Annotated in this window: 23 protein-coding genes and 4 tRNA genes; 19 read left to right on the forward strand and 8 right to left on the reverse strand. The window is 63.7% G+C overall.

Going from position 1 to position 26626, the window contains the following annotated elements:
* Positions 1 to 176 precede the first annotated feature (176 nt).
* The 4 genes from GR167_RS10625 (at position 177) to GR167_RS10640 (ending at position 3448) form a co-directional block, all read left to right on the forward strand.
* Entirely contained in the window at positions 177 to 614 is a 438-nt protein-coding gene (locus GR167_RS10625; protein ID WP_160973475.1) for an HU family DNA-binding protein, read from the forward strand.
* A 19-nt stretch (positions 615 to 633) separates the two neighbouring features.
* Positions 634 to 708: transfer RNA gene (locus GR167_RS10630), tRNA-Val, on the forward strand.
* A gap of 160 nt (positions 709 to 868) precedes the next feature.
* Positions 869 to 1561, forward strand: coding sequence for an SOS response-associated peptidase (locus tag GR167_RS10635; RefSeq protein ID WP_160973476.1), 693 nt, complete (start codon positions 869 to 871; stop codon positions 1559 to 1561).
* Between the two features lie 138 nt (positions 1562 to 1699).
* A complete protein-coding gene (locus GR167_RS10640) occupies positions 1700 to 3448 on the forward strand; it encodes a sugar phosphorylase (RefSeq protein ID WP_160973477.1) in 1749 nt (582 codons plus the stop codon).
* A 39-nt stretch (positions 3449 to 3487) separates the two neighbouring features.
* Here GR167_RS10640 and GR167_RS10645 read toward each other — a convergent pair whose 3' ends face one another.
* A complete protein-coding gene (locus tag GR167_RS10645; protein WP_160973478.1) occupies positions 3488 to 4702 on the reverse strand; it encodes a glycosyltransferase family protein in 1215 nt (404 codons plus the stop codon).
* 5 nt (positions 4703 to 4707) lie between these two features.
* Positions 4708 to 5502, reverse strand: a complete 795-nt coding sequence (locus GR167_RS10650; RefSeq protein ID WP_160973479.1) for an HAD-IIB family hydrolase — start codon at positions 5500 to 5502, stop codon at positions 4708 to 4710.
* Positions 5503 to 5548: 46 nt separating this feature from the next.
* Between GR167_RS10650 and GR167_RS10655 the strand changes: the two genes are divergently transcribed.
* The 5 genes from GR167_RS10655 to GR167_RS10675 all read left to right on the forward strand — a co-directional run bounded on the left by GR167_RS10655 (position 5549) and on the right by GR167_RS10675 (position 6518).
* Positions 5549 to 5624 (forward strand) — tRNA-Val (locus GR167_RS10655).
* Between the two features lie 92 nt (positions 5625 to 5716).
* Positions 5717 to 6049, forward strand: a complete 333-nt coding sequence (locus tag GR167_RS10660; protein ID WP_160973480.1) for a hypothetical protein — start codon at positions 5717 to 5719, stop codon at positions 6047 to 6049.
* A gap of 11 nt (positions 6050 to 6060) precedes the next feature.
* Positions 6061 to 6137 (forward strand) — tRNA-Asp (locus tag GR167_RS10665).
* Between the two features lie 33 nt (positions 6138 to 6170).
* A tRNA-Asp gene (locus tag GR167_RS10670) sits at positions 6171 to 6247 on the forward strand.
* A 34-nt stretch (positions 6248 to 6281) separates the two neighbouring features.
* Positions 6282 to 6518 carry an RND transporter gene (locus tag GR167_RS10675; protein WP_160973481.1) on the forward strand — a complete coding sequence of 79 codons (237 nt, stop codon included), beginning with the start codon at positions 6282 to 6284 and terminating at the stop codon, positions 6516 to 6518.
* On the opposite strand, the gene GR167_RS10680 is transcribed toward GR167_RS10675, so the two are convergent.
* Entirely contained in the window at positions 6509 to 7297 is a 789-nt protein-coding gene (locus GR167_RS10680; RefSeq protein WP_370741292.1) for a hypothetical protein, read from the reverse strand. The genes GR167_RS10675 and GR167_RS10680 overlap by 10 nt on opposite strands.
* 125 nt (positions 7298 to 7422) lie before the next feature.
* Here GR167_RS10680 and GR167_RS10685 point away from each other — a divergent pair, with 125 nt between their 5' ends.
* Positions 7423 to 8298, forward strand: a complete 876-nt coding sequence (locus GR167_RS10685; protein WP_160973482.1) for a glycosyltransferase family protein — start codon at positions 7423 to 7425, stop codon at positions 8296 to 8298.
* On the opposite strand, the gene GR167_RS10690 is transcribed toward GR167_RS10685, so the two are convergent.
* Both GR167_RS10690 and GR167_RS10695 read right to left on the reverse strand, forming a co-directional pair.
* A complete protein-coding gene (locus GR167_RS10690; protein WP_212769929.1) occupies positions 8295 to 9161 on the reverse strand; it encodes an alpha/beta fold hydrolase in 867 nt (288 codons plus the stop codon). The genes GR167_RS10685 and GR167_RS10690 overlap by 4 nt on opposite strands.
* 116 nt (positions 9162 to 9277) lie before the next feature.
* Complete coding sequence (locus GR167_RS10695; protein ID WP_160973484.1) at positions 9278 to 10657, reverse strand: M20/M25/M40 family metallo-hydrolase; 1380 nt, start codon at positions 10655 to 10657, stop codon at positions 9278 to 9280.
* Between the two features lie 231 nt (positions 10658 to 10888).
* Here GR167_RS10695 and hemA point away from each other — a divergent pair, with 231 nt between their 5' ends.
* The 3 genes from hemA (at position 10889) to ispG (ending at position 14642) form a co-directional block, all read left to right on the forward strand.
* Entirely contained in the window at positions 10889 to 12112 is a 1224-nt protein-coding gene (gene hemA, locus GR167_RS10700; protein WP_160973485.1) for a 5-aminolevulinate synthase, read from the forward strand.
* A gap of 108 nt (positions 12113 to 12220) precedes the next feature.
* The gene (locus GR167_RS10705; RefSeq protein WP_160973486.1) at positions 12221 to 13441 is read left to right on the forward strand and encodes a helix-turn-helix domain-containing protein; all 1221 of its coding nucleotides are present in this window, start codon (positions 12221 to 12223) and stop codon (positions 13439 to 13441) included.
* Between the two features lie 73 nt (positions 13442 to 13514).
* The gene (gene ispG / locus GR167_RS10710) at positions 13515 to 14642 is read left to right on the forward strand and encodes a flavodoxin-dependent (E)-4-hydroxy-3-methylbut-2-enyl-diphosphate synthase (RefSeq protein ID WP_160973487.1); all 1128 of its coding nucleotides are present in this window, start codon (positions 13515 to 13517) and stop codon (positions 14640 to 14642) included.
* A 171-nt stretch (positions 14643 to 14813) separates the two neighbouring features.
* Here ispG and GR167_RS20375 read toward each other — a convergent pair whose 3' ends face one another.
* The 3 genes from GR167_RS20375 to GR167_RS10725 are packed head-to-tail and all read right to left on the reverse strand — an operon-like array spanning position 14814 to position 17361.
* Positions 14814 to 15326: a glutaredoxin family protein gene (locus GR167_RS20375; RefSeq protein WP_160973488.1), complete on the reverse strand. Its 513-nt coding sequence runs from the start codon at positions 15324 to 15326 to the stop codon at positions 14814 to 14816.
* Positions 15323 to 16069 carry a DsbA family protein gene (locus GR167_RS10720; protein ID WP_160973489.1) on the reverse strand — a complete coding sequence of 249 codons (747 nt, stop codon included), beginning with the start codon at positions 16067 to 16069 and terminating at the stop codon, positions 15323 to 15325. Before GR167_RS10720 ends, GR167_RS20375 begins: the two co-directional genes overlap by 4 nt.
* A 2-nt stretch (positions 16070 to 16071) precedes the next feature.
* Positions 16072 to 17361 carry a M48 family metalloprotease gene (locus GR167_RS10725; protein ID WP_235915920.1) on the reverse strand — a complete coding sequence of 430 codons (1290 nt, stop codon included), beginning with the start codon at positions 17359 to 17361 and terminating at the stop codon, positions 16072 to 16074.
* A gap of 103 nt (positions 17362 to 17464) precedes the next feature.
* Here GR167_RS10725 and GR167_RS10730 point away from each other — a divergent pair, with 103 nt between their 5' ends.
* The 6 genes from GR167_RS10730 (at position 17465) to GR167_RS10755 (ending at position 26538) form a co-directional block, all read left to right on the forward strand.
* Positions 17465 to 18610, forward strand: a complete 1146-nt coding sequence (locus GR167_RS10730) for a pyridoxal phosphate-dependent aminotransferase (protein WP_160973491.1) — start codon at positions 17465 to 17467, stop codon at positions 18608 to 18610.
* 398 nt (positions 18611 to 19008) lie between these two features.
* Entirely contained in the window at positions 19009 to 20235 is a 1227-nt protein-coding gene (locus GR167_RS10735; protein WP_160973492.1) for an N-acetylmuramoyl-L-alanine amidase, read from the forward strand.
* A 107-nt stretch (positions 20236 to 20342) separates the two neighbouring features.
* Positions 20343 to 22892: a penicillin-binding protein 1A gene (locus GR167_RS10740; protein WP_160973493.1), complete on the forward strand. Its 2550-nt coding sequence runs from the start codon at positions 20343 to 20345 to the stop codon at positions 22890 to 22892.
* Between the two features lie 103 nt (positions 22893 to 22995).
* Positions 22996 to 24123 (forward strand): peptide chain release factor 2, encoded by a 1128-nt coding sequence (gene prfB / locus GR167_RS10745; RefSeq protein ID WP_160973494.1) that lies wholly within the window; start codon positions 22996 to 22998, stop codon positions 24121 to 24123.
* Between the two features lie 167 nt (positions 24124 to 24290).
* Entirely contained in the window at positions 24291 to 25697 is a 1407-nt protein-coding gene (locus tag GR167_RS10750) for an amidase (protein ID WP_160973495.1), read from the forward strand.
* A 67-nt stretch (positions 25698 to 25764) separates the two neighbouring features.
* Complete coding sequence (locus GR167_RS10755) at positions 25765 to 26538, forward strand: DUF2189 domain-containing protein (protein WP_235915921.1); 774 nt, start codon at positions 25765 to 25767, stop codon at positions 26536 to 26538.
* Positions 26539 to 26626: the final 88 nt, after the last annotated feature.

Consider the following 26626-nt stretch of genomic DNA (forward strand, 5'->3'; position numbering starts at 1 on the left):
CGGACCGGTTATAAAAAAAGGAATGGCGCTTCCCGCTTCGGGAGGCGCCATTTTTTATTGCACGGCGTTATGGAGTGTTAACTTTTTGACGCTCGGGCTAGATTTTTCGCGGATTCCCGCATAGTGTAGGTCGCAATATCGAGCAAATAAAAACACATAGAGGCATAGATATAGACATGGCACGCGCCACGACGAAAAGCACGGCTGCCAAGCCGCGCGCCCGCACGACCACCCCGAAAACCACCACTGCCAAGACGCCCGCGGTGCGCCGCGCCAGCGCCAACCCCGCGGCCGAGGCGCCGAAACATGTGGTGATCAGCGAAACCACCCCGGTGTCGGACGAATTGGAACTGCGCAAGGCGGAACTGATCGAAATGGTGGTGGAACGCAGCGACGTGAAGAAACGCTACGCCAAGCCGGTGGTCGAAGCGGCGCTGGAAATCCTGGCCGAAGCCCTGGCCGATGGCCGCGAACTGAACCTCAAGCCGCTGGGCAAGGTCAAGGTGAACCGCCTCAAGCAGCTGTCCAACGCGCGCATCCTGACCTGCCGGGTGCGGCAGACGCCGATGGGGGAAAATGATGCAAATGACCCTCTTGCAGAAGCGGCGGAGTGAGGTTAAAAGCCGCGCTACCGGGTGATTAGCTCAGTGGTAGAGCGCTTCGTTCACATCGAAGATGTCAGGGGTTCAAATCCCTTATCACCCACCATCATTTCGTAAGTCCGGTTGACTGCCGCTTACAGCAAAGGGCGCTCCCCGAACGGGTCGAGCGCCCTTTTACTTTGGGTGTTTGCCCAATGGGGGCAGGCAAGGGCAGGGGGCGAATTCCGCCTCTCTCCCCGCTCGCCGCAACCTGTTAACCTGTTCCCATGTGTGGAAGATTCGTAGCGGCAGAAGGGCTGACCTGGGCGCAGATTTATGCGATCCAGCGCGGGTTCCTGGATGCCGGCGGCGCGCTGAAGATCGATGATGCCCCCGCCGCGGCCCAAGGCTTCAACATCAAGCCGACGCAGCAGGTCGCCATCGCCTTTGCGCAGGGAAACGACCTGGTGGCCTCCTCGGCGCGCTGGTGGTTCGTGCCGCATTGGCACAAGGGCGATGTGGCCGACTGGAAGGCTACCACCTTCAACGCCAAGATCGAGACCGCTGCGGAAAAGCCGACCTTCCGCGACGCCTGGAAAACCGGCCGCTGCCTGATCCCGGCGCGGGGCTATTACGAATGGACCGGCAAGAAGGGCGACAAGCAGCCCTGGTTCATCGCGCCGCTGAGCAACGAACCGGCGTTTTTCTTCGCCGGGCTGGCCTCGACGCTGCAAAATGGCTTGCGGACCTGCACGCTGCTGACCCGCCCCGCAGCGCCGGAGATCGCGCATATCCACAGCCGGATGCCGGTGATGCTGCGCGACGATCAGGTCGTGCCCTGGCTGCGCCAAGAGATGGGCGAGGAGGAGGCGCGCGATACCCTCGGCATCGGCTGGAATTTTCGCGCCCATACGGTGCGGCGGTTCGGCCTGCAAGACGACGGGCCGGAGCTGATCGAACCGGACGGGCTGGCGCTGTGAGACCGGCGGCAAATGCGGTGTGCACATTTCTTCACCGCAAGATGAAATAAGCGCCTAACCGCCGTCGGGAAACCGACGCCGGGCTTGCGGCGCTCCTTGGACTGATGGACAAAGGGACGATCAAATCCCTCGAACGGCATGACCAAAGACAAAAATCCGACATTCAGCCTCAAGCTGGCCGAGCTGCTGGTGCAGATCTATCCCGATCTGGACAGCGATATCCTGGCATCCCAGGTGATCGATGCGTTTTTCCCCGAACACACCCACCGGCGCAAACGCGGCCGGGTGCCGGGCAACAGCCAGTGGAGCGAACACGACAGCCTGTTGATCACCTATGGCAACACCTTCGTCGATGGGCTGCACAAGCCTTTGGATTTGCTGCACGATTTTCTGCATCGTCACCTCAAGGGGGTGATCGGCGGCGTCCATATCCTGCCGTTTTTCCCCTACACCTCGGATGATGGGTTTTCGGTCACCGATTACCGCGCGGTCAATCCGCTGCTGGGCAGCTGGGCCGATATCAACCGGATCGGGGCGGAATTCAATCTGATGTCGGACCTGGTGCTGAACCATGTCAGCAGCCAGTCGAAATGGTTCAACGATTACCTGCAGGGGCATGAGCCCTATGACCGGTTCTTCTTCGAGGCCGAACCGACAGACGATCTGGGATCGGTGGTGCGCCCGCGCACCCAGCCCTTGCTGCGCGAAGTGGAAACCGCCAACGGCATCCGCCATGTCTGGTGCACCTTCAGCCACGATCAGGTCGATCTGAACTTCGCCAATCCCGAGGTGCTGCTGGAATTCCTGCGCATCATGCGGCTGCATGTCGATCATGGCGTGCGGATCATCCGGCTCGACGCGGTGGCGTTCCTGTGGAAGGAGGTCGGAACCTCCTGCATCCACCTTCCGCAGACCCACGCCATCGTGCGGCTGATGCGGCTCTTGGCGGATTACGCGGTGGAACCGGTGATCCTGCTGACCGAAACCAACGTGCCCAACGCGGAAAACCTGACCTATTTCGGCAACCGCAACGAGGCGCATTCGGTCTACAACTTCTCGCTGCCGCCCTTGGTGCTGCACGCGATGATGGCGGGCACGGCGCGGGTGCTGAACCGCTGGCAGGGAACCATGCCGCCGGCGCAGCTGGGCTGCGCCTATCTGAACTTCACCGCCAGCCATGACGGCATCGGCATGCGCCCGGCCGAAGGATTGCTGACCGCCGAGGAACAGGAGCAGGTGATCGAGAAGGTGCATGATTTCGGCGGGCTGGTGTCGATGCGGGCGCTGCCGGGCGGCGGCGAGGCGCCTTATGAGCTCAACATCACCTGGTACGAGGCGATGAAGGGCACCTTCGCGGGCGAGGACCAGTGGCAGTTCGACCGCTTCATGACCAGCCAGACCCTGATCATGGCGCTCGAAGGCATCCCGGCGATCTATGTCCATGCGCTGCTGGGCACCCCGAACGATCACGAGGCGGTGGAAAAACGCGGCAGCAAACGCGCGATCAACCGCCATCACTGGGATTACGCGCAGCTGAACCACCTGCTGGAAGATCCCGAAAGCACCCAGTCGCGGGTGATGAGCGAATTGCTGCGGCGGATGTTGGTGCGGCGCAAGCAGAAGGCGTTCCATCCCAACGCCACCCAGTTCACCCTGCAGATCGATGAGCGGCTGTTCGGGCTGTGGCGGCAAAGCCTGGACCGCGACCAGTCGATTTTCGCGCTGCACAATGTCAGCGCCGATGCGCTGACCATTTCGCCGATGTCGATCAACCTGATCGACGGCGAAAACTGGGTGGATTTGCTGAGCGGGCAGAAGATCGATCCCGGCAGCGCCGAAATCAGCTTCGCGCCCTATCAGTGCCGCTGGATCTCCAACCGGAGCTAGAAAGCGGCCGCGTGCTCCGCTGTCCTGGCGGGGCGGGGACTATTCCTCGAAATCCAGGTGAGCGGCCTTGCGCCGGTCTTCCATTAGGTCGGGATCGGCGGATTGCACCCGGCTCCAGGTCGGGATGAACGGGGTTTCGTGCGGGTTTTCCAGGAAACTGTGCCCGGCCTCGACGATGTTTTCGGCGAACAGTTCGGCGGCGCGTTCTTCCATGTGCCGGTCGATCGACAGCCCGTTCATCCGCGCGTCGTTGTAATAGCATTCCAGCAGGTCCAGCGCAGACCGGTAATAGGTCGCCTTCAGCGTGCGGAAGATTTCCTCGGTGAACACGGTGCCGTCGGCGGCGAGCTTGCGGAAGATCGATTTGCAGATATCGATCGACATGCGCGACAGGCCCTTGGTCTTGTCCTCGAGGCTCAGGTTCTGGTGCTTGTGGTCATAGGCATCGGCGATTTCGACCTGGCAGACCGATTTCGGGGCGAAGTTGCGCCAGGCTTCGGACAGCACGCCGATTTCCAGCCCCCAGTCCGACGGCATCCGCAGGTCGGGCAGTATATTGGTCCGCATGGCGAATTCGCCCGACAGCGGATAGCGGAACGAGCGCAGGAAATCGATGTAGTCGCGATCCCCGATCACCCGTTTCAGCGCGATCAGGATCGGCGCCACCAGCATCCGGCTGACCCGGCCGTTCAGCTTGCCGTCGCCGATCCGGGGATAGAACCCCTTGGCCATCTGATAGGGGAAGCTGGGATTGGCGACCGGATAGACCAGCCGGGCTAGCATTTCCTTGTCGTAAGTCAGGATATCGCAGTCATGGATCGCCATCACCGCGCTGTCCTGGCAGGCCATCATGTAGCCCATGCAGGACCACACGTTCTTGCCCTTGCCCGATTCCGAGGGGGCCAGATCCATCTGCGCCAGCCGGTCGTCGATCGCCTTCATCCGCGGGCTGTCGTTCCAGATCACGATATGCTGCTGCGGCAAGCGGGAAAAATACTGCTTGGCATAGCGGTATTGTTCCGCATTGGCCTGATCCAGCCCGATGATGATCCGGTGCAGATAGGGCACCTCGCTCAGCTCATCGAGGATATGGGGCAGCGCGTCGCCTTCGAGTTCGGAAAACAGCGATGGCAGTACCAGGGAAATCTTTCGCGTGTCTTTTATCGCCACCAATTCGCGGGTCAGGTAATTCGTATCGCTGCTGCGCAGGTTGTGCAGGGTTGCGATATTGCCGTTCTGGTGAAAATCAGCCACGCGTGTCAGGCTCCTATTTGTCTGCTCTGTGCTTTCGAGAGTAGAGAGTGGATCATCTCGTTCCAACCGGAGGGCCCGGTCTTTGTGCTTTTGAGAATGCGGCCTGCCTGTTTTTCGGGCAGCGGGGGCAGGGGCTTGGCATGGGGGTTGCGGATCAGCACCGGCATGTCCGCCGCCAGCAACATTTCCAGATCGTTCGGCGCGTCGCCCAGGGCGATCCGGGGCGGGTTGCCGTAGGCAGCGGCGATTTCATCCATCCGGTCGGCCTTGGTACCGCCGAGGCTGAGCGTCAGGTAACGCCCGCCATACCGCGCCGTGATCCCCTCATCGGCCAGGCATTTTTCGAACGCTGCGCGCTCCGTATCGCTGCCCGCCCATTCGCCCGGTTCGGAATAGCTGCGCTGCCGGGCAAGCCGCGCCTGATCCAGTGGCAGCCCGGTCGAGTGTGCCACCCCGGCATCGGTCATGTCGCCGAAGCCGGTGAAGTGGCGCCGCAGTTCCGGCGGCACCCGGTCCAGCGCCGCGCGGATGCGGGCATAGTCGGGGGCGGCCCCGGCTGAATCGGCATGCGCGGGCAGGATACCGGCGCCGTTTTCGACGATGGCAGGGTAGGCCGACAGCCCGATTTCCGCCCGCAGAGCCGCGATTTCGGCGGCGGTTTTGGAACTGGCCAGGATCACCGGAATGCCGCGGTCGCGCAGCCGCTGCAAAGCCGGGGCGGCGGCGGCATGGCTGTAGGTTTCGTGATCCAGAAGAGTCCCGTCCAGATCGGTGAAAACGATTAGTTCAGCTTTCCTCATCTGGCCCCTTGCACGTTTTGGCGCCATTCGCTATGACAGCCCGCACGGGTGATTAGCTCAGTTGGTAGAGCGCTTCGTTTACACCGAAGATGTCGGGAGTTCGAGCCTCTCATCACCCACCATTTTCCTTCCGTATCAAATACTTGCAGGCAAGTACTGAAGTTCAGAGCGAACGGTTCCTGCACAGGTTAGGCCGGTTTGGCCGTTTTGTAAAATGACCGTATTGTCACAACGCGATTGCAGCGGCTTCCCCCGGCTGTGCATTTGCGCTCCTTCCCGGAGTTGCGGCGGGGATCGCGACAGAATCGAAAACGCCGTTTCATCGCGCCTGTCCGCCCGTGACGCCGCGAACGCCTTCTTTCCCGCTGAAAATCCTCCTGAAAAAGCGCCCGGAAATCCATTCGACGCGCAGGTTTATCCGGTGATTTCTTACTGTCAGATTAAGCGTCACGATTTTGTCCGGAATATTTGTGATTTTTCCGACATGATCCGCTTGACGGCACACGGCGGGGCGCATAAACAGCCTCTCACGCTCGGGACGCCCTGAGCGGGCAGTGAGCGGTTGTAGCTCAGTTGGTTAGAGTACCGGCCTGTCACGCCGGGGGTCGCGGGTTCGAGCCCCGTCAACCGCGCCACCGCTGCCCGATCAGATGGACCGAGAGAAAAGCGCGGTTGTAGCTCAGTTGGTTAGAGTACCGGCCTGTCACGCCGGGGGTCGCGGGTTCGAGCCCCGTCAACCGCGCCATTTTCTCCCCCTCATCAGGAAAATGGCCCTTCCCATGCGCTTCCTCGATTCTCTGACCTGGCCGGTGCTGATCATGGCGTCGCTGACGCTGGGCCTGGCGCCGTTCACCCCTGAGCCGCATATCTGGGAAAAGCTGAAAATGCTGGCGGCGGGGGAACTTGCCCGCCCGATCGACATTTTCGACCTGTGCCTGCACGGGCTGCCTTGGCTGCTGCTGCTGGCCAAGGGCATCCGCACCCTGACCGCGCGCGATCAGGGCGATCAGGGGTAGGTGTAGCCGATCGCTTCTTCCAGCTTCAGGTCCAGCGCCTGACGCATGAAGCTGCGGTCTTCTGCGCTCATTTCCTTCGGCGTCTCGCCGCGCGCTGTGGCATCCACCGACAGTTTGAACCGATTGCCCAGCCGGCGCGTCACGCCGCGGAAGCTGTCGCCCTTCACCGGCCGCTCCAGCAGTTGAGATACCCGGCCGACGAAGGCCTCGGGATCGTCCTGAACCGTTTCGGCCTTCACCAGCATCAGGTTGCAGCCCCGGTTCAGCATCCCCAGATGCGCCGCCAGCTTGACGTTGCGCATCTGGAACAGGCTGTCGAAGGGCAGGCCGGTGATCGGGTGGCGGTCATATTGCAGGATCTGCCCCTTGGCAGTGTCGCGGACATCCGGGTGCAGGTCGCCGAAATCGCTGATCCGATCGACCACCCCGTGCCAGGGGCTGCGGATGAAGGTGGAAAAATCGTTCTGCTGCAGCGCAGGGGCCAGGTGCCAGGGGCGTTTATGCATCGACAGCGCCCAGCTTTCGGCGTTGCGCACCGCCACCACGACCAGGAAATCGGCCGAGATCACGCCCATGCGCGGCGCCGCGTGTTTCCACCCCATCGCGCCGGAATGGCGCAGCGCGAGGTTCTTCTCGATCAGCTTGCGCACAAGGTTGGTACCCGAGGCGCGTTCGCCCAGCACCTGGAATTGCGTCACCGGCGCATCGCTCACCCGCCGCAGCGCCAGCCCGGTGTCGCGGAACTCTTCCAGAATATTGGGGCGGCTTGGCTCGGTCACTGCTCTCATCCTCGCTTGGCCTTTACCATATTTTAATTCTCAAACCCCTTCAAACCCGTTAGGACGGATCAGTGCAATCTTGGGGCAATCCCGGCAAACCGGGCGGGATCGGAGCGAGCGAGGCAATGCAAACCACAGCGGCCGCCGTCACCATGGTGCGGGACGACCTGTTTTTCCTCGATATCTGGCTGCGCCATTACGGGGCCGAATTCGGCCGCGAAAACCTCTATGTGATCAATCACGGTCGTGGCGAAGCGGTGGCGGAACTGGCAAAGGGCTGCAACATCATCGGCTTGCCCGGCGATCCGCATCGCAATTTCGACATGAAGCGCTGGCGGCTGCTGAACAACGTCGTCGGCGGGCTGAAGAGCTATTATAAACATGTCATCGTGGGCGACGTCGACGAAATCCTGGCGATGGACCCCGAAAAGGGCCGCACGCTGCTGGAATTCCTCGAAGTGCGCCGTGCCGGGCGGGTGCTGACGCCGCTGGGGCTGGAGGTGCTGCACCGGATCGACCTGGAACCCGACCCGATAAAGGATCGCGTGCTGGGGCCGCGCCGCCATGTCCGCGTCGCGCCGCATTATTCGAAACCTTGCGTGATCTCCACCGGCACCAAGATCGCCCGGGGTGGCCATTTCGCCCAGTTCCCCGAACTGATCACGCCGGAAAGCCTGTACCTCTTCCACCTGAAATTCTGCGATTTCGGCGAATATTCGGCGGCGATGAACCGGCGCAACGCGGTCACCGCCGAAATCGGCGGCGGCATCGACGACACCGCGATCGGGCGGCACTGGTTTGCCTCGGAACGCGGCGAGGACCGGGCGATGTTCGACGGTTTCGCGGATATGAAGATGGTCGAGGGCTTCGACATGCGGCGCTATCGGCAGCACATGCACGACACGTTCAAACTGCGCGGCGAAACCGGGTTCTATGAATTCGACCGGCCCGATTACGACGCGCAATACCTGCTGCCGGATCGGTTCAGCGGGCTGTTCTAACGCAGGAAGTCCAGCAGCGCCTTTGCGGTTTCCCCCGGCGCGGTGTCGGGGAAGAAATGCCCGCCAGGAATTCCTTTCGCCCGCAGATCGCCGCAGCGCTCCGCCCAGGTCGCGGGCACGTCATAGGCCTGCGCCATCGCCCCGTCCGCGCCATAAAGCACCAGGGTGGGGCAGGCGACGCGCCGGTCCAGGTCTGACTCGTCCAGCGCGAAATCGACCTCGAGCGCAGCGCGGTAATCGTTGCACATGCCGCGGATCGTGTCCGCATCGCGCCAGGCCGCGCGATAGGCGGCCAGTTGCGCGGGGGCGAAATCCTCGATCTTCGACGCCCCCCATCCCAGCAGGCAGGATTCAAAATAGTAATCCGGATCGGCGCCGATCAGCCGCTCGGGGAACGGTTCCGGCTGGGCCAGGAAGAACCAGTGGTAATAGGCCCGTGCCACATCCTGGGTCAGCTCGTCCAGCAGCAGGTGGGTCGGCACGATATCCATCAGGGTGAGCGTCTTCACCCGCTCCGGCGCATCCAGCGCCATCCGGTGCGCCATGCGCGCGCCGCGGTCATGGCCGACAAGGTGGAACGTCTCAAATCCAAGCGCCGCCATCAGCCCCAGCTGATCGCGCCCCATCTCGCGAAAGGAATAGTCGGCCACCGCCGGCGGCTTCGTCGATCCGCCATAACCGCGCAGATCGGCGCAAACCACGGTGAAACGCTGCGCCAAAACCGGCGCAATCTCCGTCCACATCGCCCGCGTCTGCGGAAACCCGTGCAGCAGCAACACCGGCGGCCCCGATCCGCCGACCTCGTAAGCGATCTCGACCTTGCCGATCCGCAAGCATCCCTCCTCGAACCCTTGCACCGCCAATCCCCTTCTCCTGTTTCAAAATATCCCGGGGGAGTCGTTGAAAATCGGACAGATTTTCAACGGCGGGGGCAGCGCCCCCACCGGCGTCGCCGTTCAGGCGACGCCACCCTCACGGATCAGCCCCGTTTCGTCAGGGCGTCCAGGATACGCGCCCAGCTGCGCACACCGTGGTGGAAGCTCGACAGGTCGTATTTTTCGTTCGGCGAATGGATCTGGTCGTCATCCTTGCCGAACCCGATCAGCATCGCGTCAGTGCCCAAGATATCCTTGAAATAGCCCGCAATCGGGATCGACCCGCCGCAGCCCACGTAAGCCGCCGGGTTGGGCCATTCGTCGCTCAGCGCCAGGCGCGCCTGCTCGAACATCGGGTTGTCGATCGACATCTGCGATCCGGGCGATCCCTTGTCGCTGCGGTATTCGATGCTGAAACCTTCGGGCAGCCGGCTTTCGACGTATTCGCGGAACGCTTTGCGGATCGCGTTCGGGTCCTGCTTGCTGACCAGACGGAAACTGACCTTGGCGGAGGCCTGGCTCGGCAGCACGGTCTTGAACCCGGCGCCGGTATAGCCGCCCCAGATGCCGTTCACGTCGCAGGTCGGGCGCGACCAGATCATTTCGATCGGCATCCGGTCCTGTTCGCCGGCCGGGTCCTTCAGCCCAACCTCGCCGAGGAAGGATTCGTGGTCGAAATTCAGCCCCTGCCATTGCGCCAGCACGTCCTCGGGCAGTTCCTCGACCCCGTCGTAGAAGCCGGGCAGGGTGATCCGGCCGGTGTCGTCATGCAGGTCGGCCAGGATGCGGGTCAGCACCCGGATCGGGTTCATCGCTATGCCGCCATACATGCCCGAATGCAGGTCGCGGTCGGGGCCGGTGATGGTGAAATCCTCGCCCAGCAGGCCGCGCAGCATGGTCACGATGGTGGGCGTGCTGTCGCCGAACAACCCGGTGTCGCAGATCAGCGCGATGTCTGATTTCAGCTCCTCGGAGTTGTCCTGCATGAACGGGATGAGCGAGGGCGAACCTGATTCTTCCTCGCCCTCGAAGAAGAAGGTGATCTTGCACGGCAGCGACCCGTTTACCGCTTTCCAGGCGCGGCAGGCCTCGACGAAGGTCATCAGCTGGCCCTTGTCGTCCGACGACCCGCGGCCGCGGATCACCTTGTGGCCATCCACTTCTTCCAGCGCCGGGTCGAACGGGTCGCGGTCCCACAGCTCCAGTGGGTCCACCGGTTGCACGTCGTAATGGCCGTAGAACAGGATATGCGGCCCCGGCCCGTCGATATGCCCCACCACCATCGGGTGACCCGGTGTCTGGCGCTTTTGTGCATCGATTCCAATGCTTTGCAGGTCGGCGACCAACCAGTCCGCAGCGGTCTGGCAATCGTCCTTATAGGCCGGATCGGTCGAAATCGACGGGATGCGCAGCAGTTCCATCAGCCGGTCGATGGAGCTGGGCAAATCCTGATCGATGCGGGACAGAACGGTTTCTAGCGACATGGGGGCTCCTGTAGGTTATTGCGTGCCTTGACCCGGGATTTCGCGGCCCGGATTTTTCCAGCGGCATGGTTGATGCAAGTCAAGGAATTCACAAGCGTCAATTTGTTACCTGTTGCTGGAAGGACGCTCGGACTATAACTATTTCTTGAATATGTTCGAACAGGACAAGCCCGGCAGAATTGTGCGATAAAAACAGGCACAACGCCGAGCCAGGAAGGAAGGACCAATATCGTGGATTACACGGCCAAGCTGGATGAAGCCCTGAACAAGTTGCACGAAGAGGGGCGCTATCGGACCTTCATCGATATCGAACGCGAAAACGGCAACTACCCCCACGCGATCTGGACCCGCCCCGATGGCAGCAAGAAGCCGATCACCGTGTGGTGCGGCAACGATTATCTGGGCATGGGTCAGCACCCGGTCGTCCTGGCCGCGATGCACGAAGCGCTCGACGCGACCGGCGCAGGCTCGGGCGGCACCCGCAACATTTCCGGCACCACCGTTTATCACAAGCGGCTGGAGGCCGAACTGGCCGACCTGCACGGCAAGGAAGCGGCGCTGCTGTTCACCTCGGCCTATATCGCCAATGACGCGACGCTTTCGACCCTGCCGAAACTGTTCCCCGGCCTGATCATCTATTCGGACGAACTGAACCACGCCTCGATGATCGAGGGTGTGCGCCGCAACGGCGGCGCCAAGCGCGTGTTCCGTCACAACGACGTCGAACACCTGCGCGAACTGCTGGCCGCCGATGACCCGGACGCGCCGAAGCTGATTGCCTTCGAATCGGTCTATTCGATGGATGGCGATTTCGGCCCGATCGAGGCGATCTGCGACCTGGCCGACGAATTCAACGCGCTGACCTATATCGACGAGGTGCATGCGGTCGGCATGTACGGCCCGCGCGGCGGCGGCGTCACCGAACGCGACCGGCTGGCCCATCGCATCGACATCATCAACGGCACCCTGGCCAAGGCCTATGGCGTGATGGGCGGCTATATCGCCGCTTCGGCGAAAATGTGCGACGCGGTGCGCTCCTATGCGCCGGGCTTCATCTTCACCACCTCGCTGCCGCCGGCGGTGGCCGCGGGGGCGGCAGCCTCGGTCGCGCATCTGAAGAAAGACCAGGAACGGCGCGACCAGCACCAGACCCAGGCCAAGATCCTGAAAACCCGCCTGAAGGGGCTGGGCCTGCCGATCATCGATCACGGGTCGCATATCGTGCCGGTGATCGTCGGCGATCCGGTCCATACCAAGCAGCTGTCGGACATGTTGCTGGAACAGTTCGGCATCTACGTGCAGCCGATCAACTTCCCCACCGTGCCGCGCGGGACCGAGCGTCTGCGCTTCACCCCGTCGCCGGTGCACGGCCCCGACGAGATGGATACTTTAGTACGGGCCCTGGACGAACTTTGGTCGCAATGTGCGCTGAATCGTGCCGAAATGAGCGCCTAAGACTACATCTAGTTTAAAAATACTTGCCATATGCTACGCTGAGCGAAACAAAAGATCGTGTTCGAATCGTGTTGTTCGGTATGCGAATCAGCAAGTAGGGCAGTGGGGATGATCAGGCGAAAAGCACCGAAGGTGTCAGGCGAGGTGAATGTTGGGCCCAAGGGGTTTGACGATTTCGAAATGCGCCTGGGCGATGTCATGCGTGGCGAACGGGCCACGATGGGCAAATCCCTTCTCGATGTGCAGCGCGAGTTGCGCATCAAGGCCGCCTATATCGCCGCCATCGAAAATGCAGACCCTTCGGCCTTCGACACGCCCGGTTTCATCGCCGGGTATGTCCGTTCTTATGCCCGCTATCTGAACATGGACCCGGAAGAGGCGTTCGCGCGCTTCTGCGAGGAAAGCGGTTTCACCACCGCCCACGGTATGTCCGCCGAAGCTTCGGGCCAGAAGAAGGCAAAGGAAGTGCCGGTCGCCTCGCTGGGCGATCGCGATCCCTTCAGCGCGCCGACCACCCCCTTCGCGCCGGAAAAGGACGGGTTCTTCGCCAGCGTCGAACCCGGTGCAATCGGATCGGCCCTGGTGCTGATGGCGCTGATCGGCGGCATCGGTTTCGGCGGCTGGACCGTTCTGAACGAAATTCAGCGGGTGCAGTTCGCCCCGGTGGAAAACACCCCCGACGTGCTGGCCGATCTCGATCCGCTGGCGACCGGGGCAGGGGCATCGACCGCGCAAAGCGGCAGCTTCACCCCGCCGCAGGAAGCGCTGGACCGGCTGTACCGGCCGCAGGCGCTGGACGTGCCGGTGCTGGTGGCGCGCGACGCGCCGATTTCCACCCTCGATCCGTCCACCGTCGGCAGCTTCGTGCCCGAAAGCCCGGATCGCTTCGCCGCCGTCTTCTCCGATCCCGAACCGGCGCTGCAGCCGGAAGCGGAACCGGAACAGGCCTTGCCGCAGGTTGTCGAAACCCTGGGCGAAGGTGTCACCATCGTCGCCGCGCGGCCGTCTTGGGTACGGGTGCGCTCCGCCGACGGCACATCGGTGTTCGAAGGGATCATGGAACCCTGCCAGACCTACACCGTGGCGCAGACCGAACAGCCGCACACGATCCGCGTCGGCGACAGCGGCGCGGTCTATTTCGCGGTCGACGGCCAGACGCTGGGCCCGGCCGGTGCACGCGGCGAGGTGACGTCGAACCTGACGCTGTCGGCCGATCATCTGAGCGCGACCTACCAGGTGGCCGATTTCACCGCCGACGGCGATTTGGCCAAGATCGTTGCCGATCTGCGCGGCGAAGCGCCCGAACCGTTCTGTCAAAACCTCAACTGAGGCCATGTGACCCTGTTGAAGCGGGCAGGGCGATGGCCTATGTCCATTCTGCAATTGCAGAGGGTTTGCTTCCATGTCGCTGAACCACGTCCGCCCGTGGCGCAATATCTACCGCCGCGAAAGCCGCAAGATCCATGTCGGCAATGTGCCGGTCGGGGGCGATGCGCCGATTTCGGTGCAGACCATGACCAACACGATCACCTCGGACGTCAAGGCCACCGTGGAACAGGTGCAGCGCGCCGCCGAGGCGGGCGCGGATATCGTGCGGGTGTCGGTGCCCGATGAGGCCAGTTCCAAGGCGCTGAAGGAAATCGTGCGCGAAAGCCCGGTGCCGATCGTCGCCGACATCCATTTCCATTACAAACGCGGGATCGAGAGCGCCGAGGCGGGCGCGGCCTGCCTGCGGATCAACCCGGGCAATATCGGCGACGAGAAGCGCGTCAAGGAAGTCATCAACGCGGCGCGCGATCACGGCTGTTCGATCCGCATCGGCGTCAATGCGGGCAGCCTCGAAAAGCACCTGCTGGAAAAATACGGCGAACCCTGCCCCGACGCGATGGTCGAAAGCGGCATGGATCATATCCGCATCCTGCAGGATCATGATTTCCACGAATTCAAGATCAGCGTGAAGGCCTCGGACGTCTTCATGGCCGCCGCCGCCTATCAGCAGCTGGCCGAACAGACCGATGCGCCGATCCATTTGGGCATCACCGAAGCGGGTGGTCTGATGTCGGGCACGATCAAGTCGGCCATTGGTCTGGGCAACCTGCTGTGGATGGGGATCGGCGACACGATCCGGGTGTCGCTGTCGGCGGACCCGGTGGAAGAGGTCAAGGTCGGTTACGAGATCCTGAAATCGCTGGGCCTGCGCCATCGCGGCGTCAACATCATTTCCTGCCCCAGTTGCGCCCGGCAGGGCTTCGACGTGATCAAGACGGTCGAGACGCTGGAAAAGCGGCTGGAACACATCAAGACCCCGATGAGCCTGTCGATTATCGGCTGTGTGGTGAACGGCCCCGGAGAGGCGCTGATGACCGATGTCGGCTTCACCGGCGGCGGTGCGGGGTCGGGCATGGTGTATCTGGCGGGCAAGGCCAGCCACAAGATGTCCAACGACCAGATGATCGATCATATCGTCGAAGAGGTCGAAAAGCGCGCCGAGGCGATCGAGGCGGAACAGACCCCCGACGCGGCGGAGTAAGCCGGGCCCGGAACAAGGCCGCCGGGCCGCCGGGCCAGCGCCAGTCCGCCCGGACGGGCTGGCGCTTTGGTGAGGCTTGATCCGATCCTGAAAGAGCGCAAGGTTTTGGCGAGATAAACTGCCATGCCGAGATGCGTGTAGCGCCACCTCGCGGACTGGCGCCGGCCCGGCTTACCGCGACAGGTATTTCTCGATCACCGCCGCCGGTACATGATCGCGCACGATCATCCGGGGCAGGACATAGCTCGGTGCCATGTCGACCCCGATCCGCTCCGCCAGTTCCGCGTTCTGGTCCAGGTCGAACACCGTCACCCGCAAATCGAGCCGCTCTGCAAGCGCGGCGAGATCCTCGCGCGCCCGCTCGCAATTCGCGCAATCCGCCCGCACGAAAAGCGCCAGCACCTTCTCCGCCTCGGGCGATCCGATCTGGGTGGCGGCGGGGTCGAACAATTCCCCGGCGGCGGCGCTGAGCCGCGCCAGATCGCGGTCGATATCGTCCTGATAGGGCGAGGGCGGCGGCGCATGGAATGCCTGCCAGACCGGTTCGGGATCGGCGATCAGCGCGTCGCGCAATTCGCGCCCCAGGGCGGCACGTTCCCGGTCGTCGAAAAGCGCTCCGCCCTCAGCAAAAGACGGCCCCGCAAGCAGGGCCGCCCATGTCAGTATCAGCGCTGTTCGGATCACTTCTGCACGCGGGTGGCGGCGACCAGTTCCATCATGTTGGCCAGCGGCACGTAACCGCGCAGCATCTGGTCCTGCAGGATGAAGGTGGGGGTGCCGCTGATGCTCAGCTTCTGCGCCAGAACGTGGTTGTCGCCGATCAGCTGGTCGATTTCCGGGTCGCTCATCCGGGCCGCGATCGCGCCGCCGTCCAGCCCCATCGTGTCGGCCAGCTTCACCAGCGACTTCTCGCTGATCTTGCCGCGGAACTTGATCAGGGCGTCCTTCATCTTGCCGTAAGCGTCGTCGCCCGCGACCATCTTGGTGGCGATGGCGAAACGCGAGGTCAGCACCGAATCGTCGCCCAGGATCGGGAATTCCTTGACGATGAAGCGGATATTGCCGTCGGTTTCCAGCAGCTGCGCCACTTCGTCATGCGCCTTGCGGCAGTAGCCGCAGCGGTAATCCATGAATTCGACCAGGGTGATGTCGCCCTCGGGATTGCCGCCGACCCAGGCCCGGGGATCGTTGTAGATCGCGTCGGCGTTGTCCTTCAGGATCTGCTGATCGCGCTGCGCCTCGGCGACGGCCTGGCGCTGTTCATAGACCTGGTAGGCTTCGAGGATCACTTCCGGGTTGTCCATCAGATAGGCCCGTACCTCGGCGCGGAATTCCGCGCGTTCCTGGTCGGTCATGTCGCTGATGTCAAAGGCCTGCGCCGGAAGGGCGAGGGCCGAAAAAGCGACGGCGGCGAGGAATTTCTTCATGATTACTTCCTTTTACTGGCGTGGGCCTCGGCAGCAGAGAGCACATCCTGCGAACGAAGCCAAGGGGCCGACCCGCGCGGCAAAAGGTCCGCCGCGCGTTTGGCATGTATCTGTGAATCTTTCAGGCGCCCGGTCAGCGCATAGCGTTCGGCGGTGACCAGCGAGGCCATTCCGGTATTGCCGGTCTTGGCATAGGCGGTGGCCAGGTCGCGCAACACCCGCGCGTCCGAAAAATCGCGCGCCCGGGCCTGTTCCAGCACTTGCAGGGCACGTTTCGGCTGACCGGCGGCCAGCAGGGCGCGGCCCTGTCCCCCGAGGATCAGCGCGTTCCTGGGCGCCAGAGCGGCGGCGCGGCCATAGGCGGCGACGGCGGCCTCGGCCCGGCGGCTTTCCAGCAGAATCTGCCCGTGCAGGTCGTGCAGGTAGGGATCGTCGGGGCGCATCGCCAGCAGCTTGTCCATCGTGGCCAGCGCCTTGGCGGTGTCGGGCTGGCGGTGATAGGCGACGGCCTGGCGCAGCAGCGCGATGTCCTTGGTCGGGCTGGCATCGGCGCGGCGCAGCGTCCAGCTGGGCGCGCGCAGGAAGGCCGACAGCTTGCCCTGGGCGCGGGCGAACCAGTAATCGGCCTCGTCGGTCTTGCCCGGTTTGGCCTGCGCCGCCGTCACCTGCGCCTGCACCGCGCGCAGCCGGTCGCGGGTCAGGGGGTGGGTGCGGGCATACGGGTCCTGGCGGCTCTGGTTCAGCAATTCCTGGCCGCGGAAGATGTTGAGAAGATCGACCATCGCCTGCGGGTCGGCCCCGGCCGACAGCATGTAGCGGATCGCCGAATTGTCGGCCGAGCTTTCCTCGGCCCTGGTATGGGACATGAACACGCGGCTGGCGGAACTGCCGACGCCCAGGCTCAGCGCCCCGGCGGCGCGCGGATCGGCCCCCGAGGCCGCCGCCGCCGCCGCAAGAGCGACGCCCAAGCCGCTGATCGTATTGGAAAAGCGCGCATTGGCGTAGCGCTGTGCGATATGCCCGTTGGCCATATGCGCCGCCTCATGCGCCAGCACCGCCTGCAATTCATCCGCCGTCTGCATCTTCAGCAGCAGCCCGGAATGGATGAAGATATGTTGGTGATCGATCACGAAGGCGTTCAGGCTGCTGTCGCGGATCACCACCACCTTGACCGACCCCGACGGCAGCCCGGCGGCGTTCAGGATCGGCTGGGCGAGACGGCCAAGCGCATATTCGACATCCGCGTCGCGCAGCAGCGTCACCGCGCGCGCCGGCAGTGAATGCGACAGCATGACCGCACAAACGGCAAGAAGTCGAAGAAGGGGATGCATTGACGCCGCGCCTGTTTCCGGATGAATTGGCAATTCACTTTCGCCCCAGCATAGGAAGGAACCGATGCGGAACTCAAGACGATCACAGGTCGATCCCTTTATTGTGATGGACGTGATGGAAGCCGCCCGCGCCGCCGAGGAATCCGGCCGCGACATCATCCATATGGAGGTCGGCCAGCCCGGCACCGGCGCCCCCGAAGGCGCGCGCCAGGCGCTGGCGCGGGGAATGCAGGGCGATCCGATGGGGTACACCGTGGCGCTTGGCCTGCCCGCACTGCGCAAGCGCATCGCGCGGCTTTACGGCGACTGGTACGATGTCGATCTGGATTGGAACCGGGTGGTGGTCACGCCGGGATCGTCCGGCGGTTTCCTGCTGGCCTTTACGGCCCTGTTCGACGCGGGCGACCGGATCGGGATCGGCGAACCGGGCTACCCGTCCTATCGCCAGATCGCCAAGGCGCTGGACCTGGTGCCGGTGGGATTGCAGGCGGCGGCGGAAAATCGGCTGCAGCCGGTGGCGTCGGACCTGGCCGGGATGGACCTGCAGGGGCTGATGGTGGCCTCGCCCGCCAACCCGTCGGGGACCATGCTGGACAAATCGGCGATGCAGGCGCTGGTCGGGGCCTGCCGCGACAGCGATACAGCCTTCATCAGCGACGAGATTTACCACGGCATCGAATACGAGGCCAAGGCGGTGACGGCGCTGGAAGTCACCGACGATTGCTATGTGATCAATAGTTTTTCCAAGTATTTCAGCATGACCGGCTGGCGCGTCGGCTGGATGGTGGTGCCCGAAGATCATGTGCGGGTGATCGAACGCTTGGCGCAGAACATGTTCATCTGCCCCAGCCATGCCAGCCAGCTTGCCGCGTTGGCGGCGATGGATTGCGGCGAGGAGCTGGAGGCCAACATGGCCGTCTACCGCGAAAACCGCCGGCTGATGCTGGAAGGGCTGCCGAAAGCGGGCTTCGACAAGATCGCGCCGCCGGACGGGGCGTTTTACGTCTATGCCGATGTCAGCGAGCTGACCGATGACAGCCGCGCCTTTGCCGCCGAGATCCTGGAAAAGGCCGGGGTGGCGGTGACGCCGGGGCTGGATTTCGATCCCGTGCGCGGGGCGGGGACGCTGCGGTTTTCCTATGCGCGGGCGACGGCGGATATCGTCGAGGGGCTGAAACGGCTGGAACGGTTCATGGCCGAGCGGGGTTAGGACCACTGTGAGGCAGGGTTAGGCGCGACCGCGCGGTCGCGCCTCCGCCCGGCGAACGCCGGGCGGCGCGGATGTCAGGCACAATTCCCGGAACAAGGCCGAAGGCCGCCGGGTCAGCGCCAGTCCGCCCGGTCGCACCGGAGGTGCGCCCTTTGTTGTCGGCTCGCCTCTGGCGAGACGGGCTGACGCTTTCGAGGGGCATGTTCCGATGCCGACAGGGCGCAAGGGTTTGGCGGGGATAAACTGCCATGCCCAAAGGTCGCACAGCGCCACCCCGCGGACCGGCGCTGGCCCGGCTTGCGATAAAATCGGACCGCCCCAGAAAACCCAGCCACGGGGCTGTGCAAACCCGCCCGGTTCGGGGTAGGTTGGGGCAACGATAACCGGGAACCGGGCAGATGAGCGGTATTTTCAGACAGTTCTGGCTGGCCTTCGTGCTGGCCCTTTGGGCCCTGCCGTCGCAGGCGCAGGATCTTTCCGGCCTCGCGCGTGTCGAGATCGGCAATTCGCAGATCACCGACCACCGCAGCGGCCTCAAGCTCGACCTGGCGCTGAGCCAGGGCGTGCCTTACCGCGTCTACACCCTGGCCGACCCGGCGCGTCTGGTGCTGGATTTCCGCGAAGTGGACTGGCGCGGGGTGACCAAGCCGGTGCTGCTGAACGCCGACCGGGCCAGTGACCTGCGCTTCGGGTCCTTCCGCCCCGGCTGGTCGCGCATGGTGGTCGACCTCAAGGGGCCCTACGCGATCAGCGAGGCCGGGATGGACGTGTCGCCCGAGACCGGCAAGGCGCGGCTCAGCGTGACGCTGACGCACACCGATCCCGAAAGCTTCGCCGCGCGCTCGGGTGCGCCGCATGATCCGCGTTGGGACCTGCCGGACCCGGTGGCGCGGGCCGAAACCAAGGGGCTTCCGGGCGCGGGACCGCTGGTGGTGGTGATCGACCCCGGCCATGGCGGCATCGATCCGGGCGCCGAACGCGACGGCTACAGCGAAAAGGACCTGATGCTGGCCTTCGCCCGCGAGCTGAAGGAAACCCTGCTGCGCTCGGGCGGGTTCGAGGTGGTGCTGACCCGCGACGACGACAGTTTCGTGTCGCTGGAACGCCGCGTCGCCATCGCGCACGAGGTTGGCGCGCATGTGTTCCTGTCGCTGCATGCCGATGCGCTGGCCGAGGGCCAGGCGAAGGGCGCGACGTTGCATTTGCTGTCCGATAACGCCAGCGACGCGGCCTCGGCCAAGCTGGCCGAACGGCACGACCGCGACGATATCCTGTCGGGCGTCGACCTGACCGGGCAGGACGATGTGGTCGCCGGCATCCTGATGGACCTGGCGCGGCAGGAAACCCAGCCGCGGACCGAACGGCTGGCCCAGGCGATGATCGGTGGCATCCAAGGGGCAGGGGTGACGATGAACCGCCGCCCGCTGCGCCGCGCCGCCTTTTCGGTGCTCAAGGCCGCCGACATCCCCTCGCTCCTGCTCGAGGTGGGTTTCCTGTCCAATCCGCGCGACCGCGAGAACCTGACCAACAAGCAATGGCGCATCAACATGGCCTCGGGCATCCGCGACGCCCTGCGCGCCTGGGCCGACGAGGATGCGGCGCTGGCCAAGCTGGTGCGGCAGTAAAAAGGGCGGAAAACAGCGGAAATCGGCCCAACTCTCAAGCGGAGTTGTTTTGACGGCGCCGGATGCCGACATTATAGAGTGGCAACCATTCACAAGGGGCGGCACGCGTGCTCAGGTTCATTCTTTCTTTCTTCGGGGGTATTTTCACCCTGGTCACCCTCGGGCTGGCCGTTGTCGCGCTGAGCATCGGGTCGATCTTCTATATCTATGGCCGCGACCTGCCGAGCCACGAAAGCCTGGCGCAATACACCCCGCCGACGATCAGCCGGATCTATTCCGGCGAAGGCCAGATGATCGACGAATTCGCCCAGGAACGCCGGTTGTTCACCCCGGCCGAGGAAATCCCCGATCTGGTGAAACAGGCGTTCATCTCGGCAGAGGACAAGCATTTCTACACCCACAAGGGCTATGACGCGGGCGGCATCGTCAAGGCGGCGCTCGACGCGGTGAAATCGCGCGGCCGCAACGTGCGCGGCGCCTCGACCATCACCCAGCAGGTGATGAAGAACTTCCTCTTGGGCGGCGAACGCAAGATCGAACGCAAGATCAAGGAAATCATCCTCGCCACCCGGGTCGAGGAGACCCTGAGCAAGGACAAGATCCTCGAACTCTATCTCAACGAAATCTACCTGGGCGCCAATTCCTACGGCGTGACCGCGGCGGCGCAGACCTATTTCAACAAGACCCTGTCGGATCTGTCGGTGGCCGAGGTCGCCTATCTCGCCGCGCTGCCGAAGAAACCGGCGGAACTGCACCCGGTGCGCGACATGAAAGACGCCGTCGGACGGCGCAATTACGTGCTGAACCAGATGCAGCAGAACGGCTATATTACCGAAGCCGCTTACGAACAGGCGCGGCAGGAACCGCTGCGGTCGGTGCAGAACGGCGATTTCGACAGCTTCAAATCTGCCCTGCCGCCGCGCGATTACTTCACCGACGAAATCCGCCGCCAGCTGAGCCGCGATTTCGGCGAGGAACAGTTCTTCTCGGGCGGGATGAGCGTGCGCGCCACCGTCGATCCCGAAATGCAGGTCGAAGCGGCCCGCGCGCTGCGCCGGGGTCTGGAAAAATACGACCGCGACCGGGGCGTCTGGCACGGCACCGGGGTGACCATCCCGGCCGATCAGCTGGGGGACGAGGCCAAGTGGCGCGAAGCGCTGGCGGCGACCGAAATGCCGCGCGACATCGATCTGGACGGCGTGTGGCACCCGGCGGTGGTGCTGAAGCTTGGCAAGCAGGACGCGCGGATCGGCATCGAAGGCGTGGACGAGGACGAAGACGGCCACTGGATCGTCGCCAAGGACGTGCAATGGGCTCGCAAGAATCTGGAAGACGGCAAGCTGTCGTCCAAGGCCAAGGTGGCTGCTGACCTGCTGAACGTCGGCGACGTGGTGCTGGTGCGCGCCCAGACCAACAAGGATGGCAGTTTCGACCGCTGGACCCTGCGCCAGGTGCCGGAAATCCAGGGCGGCTTCATGGCGATGGACGTCAATACCGGCCGGGTGATCGCGATGCAGGGTGGTTTCAGCTACCAGGATTCGGTGTTCAACCGCACCACCCAGGCGATGCGCCAGCCGGGGTCGAGCTTCAAGCCCTTCGTTTATGCCGCGGCATTGGACAGCGGCTATTCCCCCGCCACCATCGTGATCGACGCCCCGATCGAGGTGAACACCCCGCAGGGCCTGTGGCGGCCGCGAAATTCGTCGAACAAGTATTACGGGCCGACGCCGCTGCGCACCGGGATCGAAATGTCGCGGAACCTGATGACCATCCGCCTGGCGCAGGAAATCGGCATGGACGTGGTCGCCGATTACGCCGAACGCTTCGGCGTCTATGACAATATGGGCCAGTTCCTGGCCAACTCGCTGGGCGCGGATGAAACCACGCTGTACCGCATGGTCGCGGCCTATGCGATGTTCGCCAATGGCGGCGAACGGGTGGAACCGACGCTGGTCGACCGGATTCAGGACCGCTATGGCAAGACGATCTATCGCCACGACCGGCGCGATTGCGTCGACTGCACCAACCCCGATGTCCCCGCCGACCGCAGCCCGGCCATCGTGTCGAACCGCGAACGGGTGATGGATGCGATCACCGCCTATCAGCTGACCTCGATGATGAAGGGCGTTGTCGATCGCGGCACCGCGGCGAGCACCGTCAACCTGGACGTACCTGTGGCGGGCAAGACCGGCACCACCAACGAAGCGCGCGACGTCTGGTTCGTGGGCTTCACCAGCAATATCGTGGCGGGCTGCTATATGGGCCATGACACGCCCCGGCCGCTGGGGCGCGGGTCCTATGGCGGTACGATGTGCGGCCCGGTCTTCACCGAGTTCATGAAGACGGCGACCAAGAAATACGGCGGCGGGCCGTTCCAGGTGCCCGAAGGCGGCCATTTCATCAAGATCGACCGCTATACCGGCGAACGGCTGCCCAACGACGCGTCGGGCCCCGAAGTGGTGGCGGAATATTTCCGCGACGGCGAGGAACCGTTGTTCGGCATCACCTTCGACGGCGGTTTCGCGATGGGGTCGAACCTGCCCCTGTTCGAGGAAATCGGCGATCCCGGCCGCGAGGTCACCACCTCCACCGGCGACACCGCGATCGTCGGGCCCAAGGCGACCTTCGGGTCGGTGTCCTCGGGCGGACTGTACTGACGCGCAGACGGCGCCCCTTGGCGGGGGCGCCCGCCACAGCGCTTGCCCCCGTTCCCACGCTGGTTTATCACGCAGCACTGACACGTTTTGACAAGGATGCCCGATGCGCGCCGAGGTACAGAATACCGTTTCCGAAATCGAAAAGTCGCTGGAGCTGCTGCGCCAGCGGATGGATTGGGAGTCTGCGCAATTCCGGCTGGAGGAATTCAACGCCCGGGTCGAGGACCCGACGCTGTGGGACGATCCCGAAAACGCCCAGAAGCTGATGCGCGAACGCCAGTCGCTGCTCGATGCGATCAACACCCATGACGGCATCAAGCAGGAACTGTCCGACAATATCGAGCTGATCGAACTGGGTGAGATGGAAGAGGACGACGAGGTCGTCAAGGACGCCGAAGCCGCGCTGAAGGCGCTGGCCAAGACCGCCGCCGAGAAGGAGCTCGAAGCGCTGCTGAACGGCGAGGCGGATTCCAACGACACCTTCCTCGAAATCAACTCGGGCGCGGGCGGCACCGAAAGCTGCGACTGGGCCTCGATGCTGGCGCGGATGTATGTCCGCTGGGCCGAGAAGAAGGGCTACAAGGTCGAGCTGCAATCGATGTCCGCGGGCGAAGAGGCTGGCATCAAGTCGGCCACCTACAAGATTTCCGGCCATAACGCCTATGGCTGGCTGAAATCGGAATCGGGCGTGCACCGGCTGGTGCGTATCTCGCCCTATGACAGCGCGGCGCGGCGGCATACCTCGTTCAGCTCGGTCTGGGTCTACCCGGTGGTGGATGACAATATCGAGATCGAGGTGAACCCCGCCGATATCCGCATCGATACTTACCGGTCCTCGGGCGCGGGCGGTCAGCACGTGAACACCACCGACTCGGCGGTGCGGATCACCCACATCCCGACCAATATCGTGGTGACCAGTTCGGAAAAATCGCAGCACCAGAACCGCGACATCGCCATGAAAGCGCTGAAATCGCGGCTCTACCAGATGGAGCTGGACCGCCGCCACGCGGCGATCAACGAAGCGCACGAAGCCAAGGGCGACGCCGGCTGGGGCAACCAGATCCGGTCCTACGTGCTGCAGCCCTACCAGATGGTGAAGGACCTGCGGACGGGCTACGAGACCTCCGACACCGCCGGGGTGCTGGATGGCGACCTGGACGGGCTGATGGCCGCGACCTTGGCGATGGACGTGGCGGGCAAGAGCCGCGCCGACGCGCAGGGCGCCGACTGACCGGGGCAGGGCGCTAAGCCCTTGCCTGCATCCCACTGTCCGGACTAAGACTTTCGGATAGGTCGCCCCTCCAATGCGCGGCCATTGGGGCTTGCGCCAAAGCTGGTCTTGACCCATGAGTTACAACGCGGGTGCGCCCGAAGTATTTGTTGTGGGAGTCGTTGGTTATGGATCTGCTGGATCGGGATGCGCTTGAAATTTCGGCCCTGCTGGAGGCGCGCGAACTGAGCGCCGAAGAGCTGATGAAGGCCACGCTTGAGCGCATCAAGGCGGTCAACGGCAAGGTTAACGCGATCATCTCGCTGCGCGATCCCGAAACGCTTCTGGCCGAAGCCCGCAAGGTCGACAACAGCCCGCGCCGCGGCTGGCTGCACGGCATCCCCCTGGCGGTCAAGGACCTGGCCAATGTGGCGGGGATCGAAACCTCGATGGGATCGCCGATCATGGCCGGGCATATCGCCAAAGAGGATTCCGTTTTCGTCAGCCGGATGCGCCGCGCCGGGGGCCTGTTCATCGGCAAGACCAACACGCCGGAATTCGGCCTGGGCAGCCACACGTTCAACCCGGTGCACGGTCATACCCAAAACCCCTATGACCTTTCGAAATCCGCCGGCGGGTCCTCGGGCGGCGCGGCCGCCGCGCTGGCGTCCCGGATGCTGTGCATTGCCGACGGGTCGGACATGATGGGCAGCCTGCGCAATCCCGCCGCCTGGTGCAACGTCTACGGCTTCCGGCCCAGCTGGGGCCGGGTGCCCTCCGATCCCGAAGGCGAGATGTTCCTGCATCAGCTGTCCACCAACGGGCCGATGGGACGTTCGCCGGCCGACATCGCGGCGCTGCTGGAGGTGCAGTCGGGCTGGGATCACAGCCAGCCGCACGGGCTGTTGCCGGAAATCTACCTCGACCGGCTGATGGCCGACCTGGCCTTCGCCCGGATCGGCTGGCTCGGCGATTGGGGCGGCGCCTATCCGATGGAGGCAGGCGTCATGGACACCTGCAAGCAGGCGCTGAAATCCTTCGAGCAGATGGGCAGCATCGTCGAAGACGTGCCCCCGCCGATGCCCGCCGAACAGCTGTGGGACGCCTGGATCACCCTGCGGTCTTGGGCGATCGCGGCCAAGCTCGGCCCGCTGCTGGAAACCCACCGCGACGAATTGAAACCCGAAGCGATCTGGGAAATCGAACGCGGGCTGAAGCTCAGCGCGATGGAGGTGCACCGCGCCAGCGTGGTGCGGTCGCAATGGTTCCGCAAGGCCGCCGACCTGTTCGAGGAATACGACCTGCTGGTGATGCCCACCGCGCAGGTCTGGCCGTTCCCGGTCGAACAGCGCTACCCGAAATCCATCGCGGGCCGCGCGATGGACACCTATCACCGCTGGATGGAAGTCGTGGTGCCGGTCAGCCTGATCGGGCTGCCCTGTCTCAGCGTCCCGGCGGGGTTCGGCGAGAACGGCCTGCCGATGGGGCTGCAGCTGATCGGGCCCGCGCGCGGCGATCTGCGGGTTCTGCAGCTGGGCCAGGCCTGGCACGAGGGCACCCAATGGGTGTCGAAACGTCCGCCCCAACTGCCGTAAAGCTTGATTTTATCCTGAAAACCCCGTCCCATAGCAAATATAGCGATATTTGTATGGGAGGATGCAAATGCCGTACCCCCTTTTGCCGGGCGCGCCCGAGCTGGGAAAGGTGACCTTCGGGACATTGGCCGAGGCGTTGCGCCTTGGCTGGGCGGACATGAAACGCGCGCCGGGCTTCGGCTGCGTCTTCGCCGCCTTCTACGTTGTGCTGGGGCTGGTGATGGCCTGGGTCACCTGGGCGACCGGGCAAACCTACTGGCTGATCTTCGCGGCGGTGGGGTTCCCGCTGATCGGGCCCTTCGCGGCGGTCGGCCTGTATGAGGTCAGCCGTCGGATCGAACAGGGCCGGGCGATGGACCTGTATCAGATCTTCGGTGTGGTGGCGAAGCAATCCAAGCGTCAGCTGCCTTCGATGAGCGCCATCATCATCTTCATGTTCCTGTTCTGGTTCTTCATCGCCCATATGATCTTCGCGCTGTTCATGGGGACGATGACGATGACCAACGTGTCGTCTTCCTTCGACGTCTTCCTGACCTCGAACGGGCTGATCATGCTGGGGCTGGGCACGGCGGTGGGGGCGGGGTTCGCGCTGCTGCTTTACATGATCACGGTGGTGTCGCTGCCGATGCTGCTGGACCGCGAGGTCGATTACGTCACCGCGATGATCGCCAGCTTCAAGATGGTGCAGGACAACCCGTTGCCGATGCTGGCCTGGGCGGTGTTCATCGCGGTGATCACCTTCGTCGCGATGCTGCCCGGTTTCCTGGGCCTGTTCTTCGCGCTGCCGCTGCTGGGGCACACGACCTGGCACCTTTACCGGCTGATCTGCCGCGAAGGCTAGGGCCGGGGCCCGCCCGCGTCATTGATGCAGGTCAACGAGAGGGGGCCAAATAATTTGTAACCGTTAAGGGGTAAGAATTTTTCATTTC

It is taken from the genome of Thalassovita mangrovi (assembly GCF_009857745.1).
In the GTDB taxonomy this organism is placed as follows: Bacteria; Pseudomonadota; Alphaproteobacteria; order Rhodobacterales; family Rhodobacteraceae; genus Thalassobius; species Thalassobius mangrovi.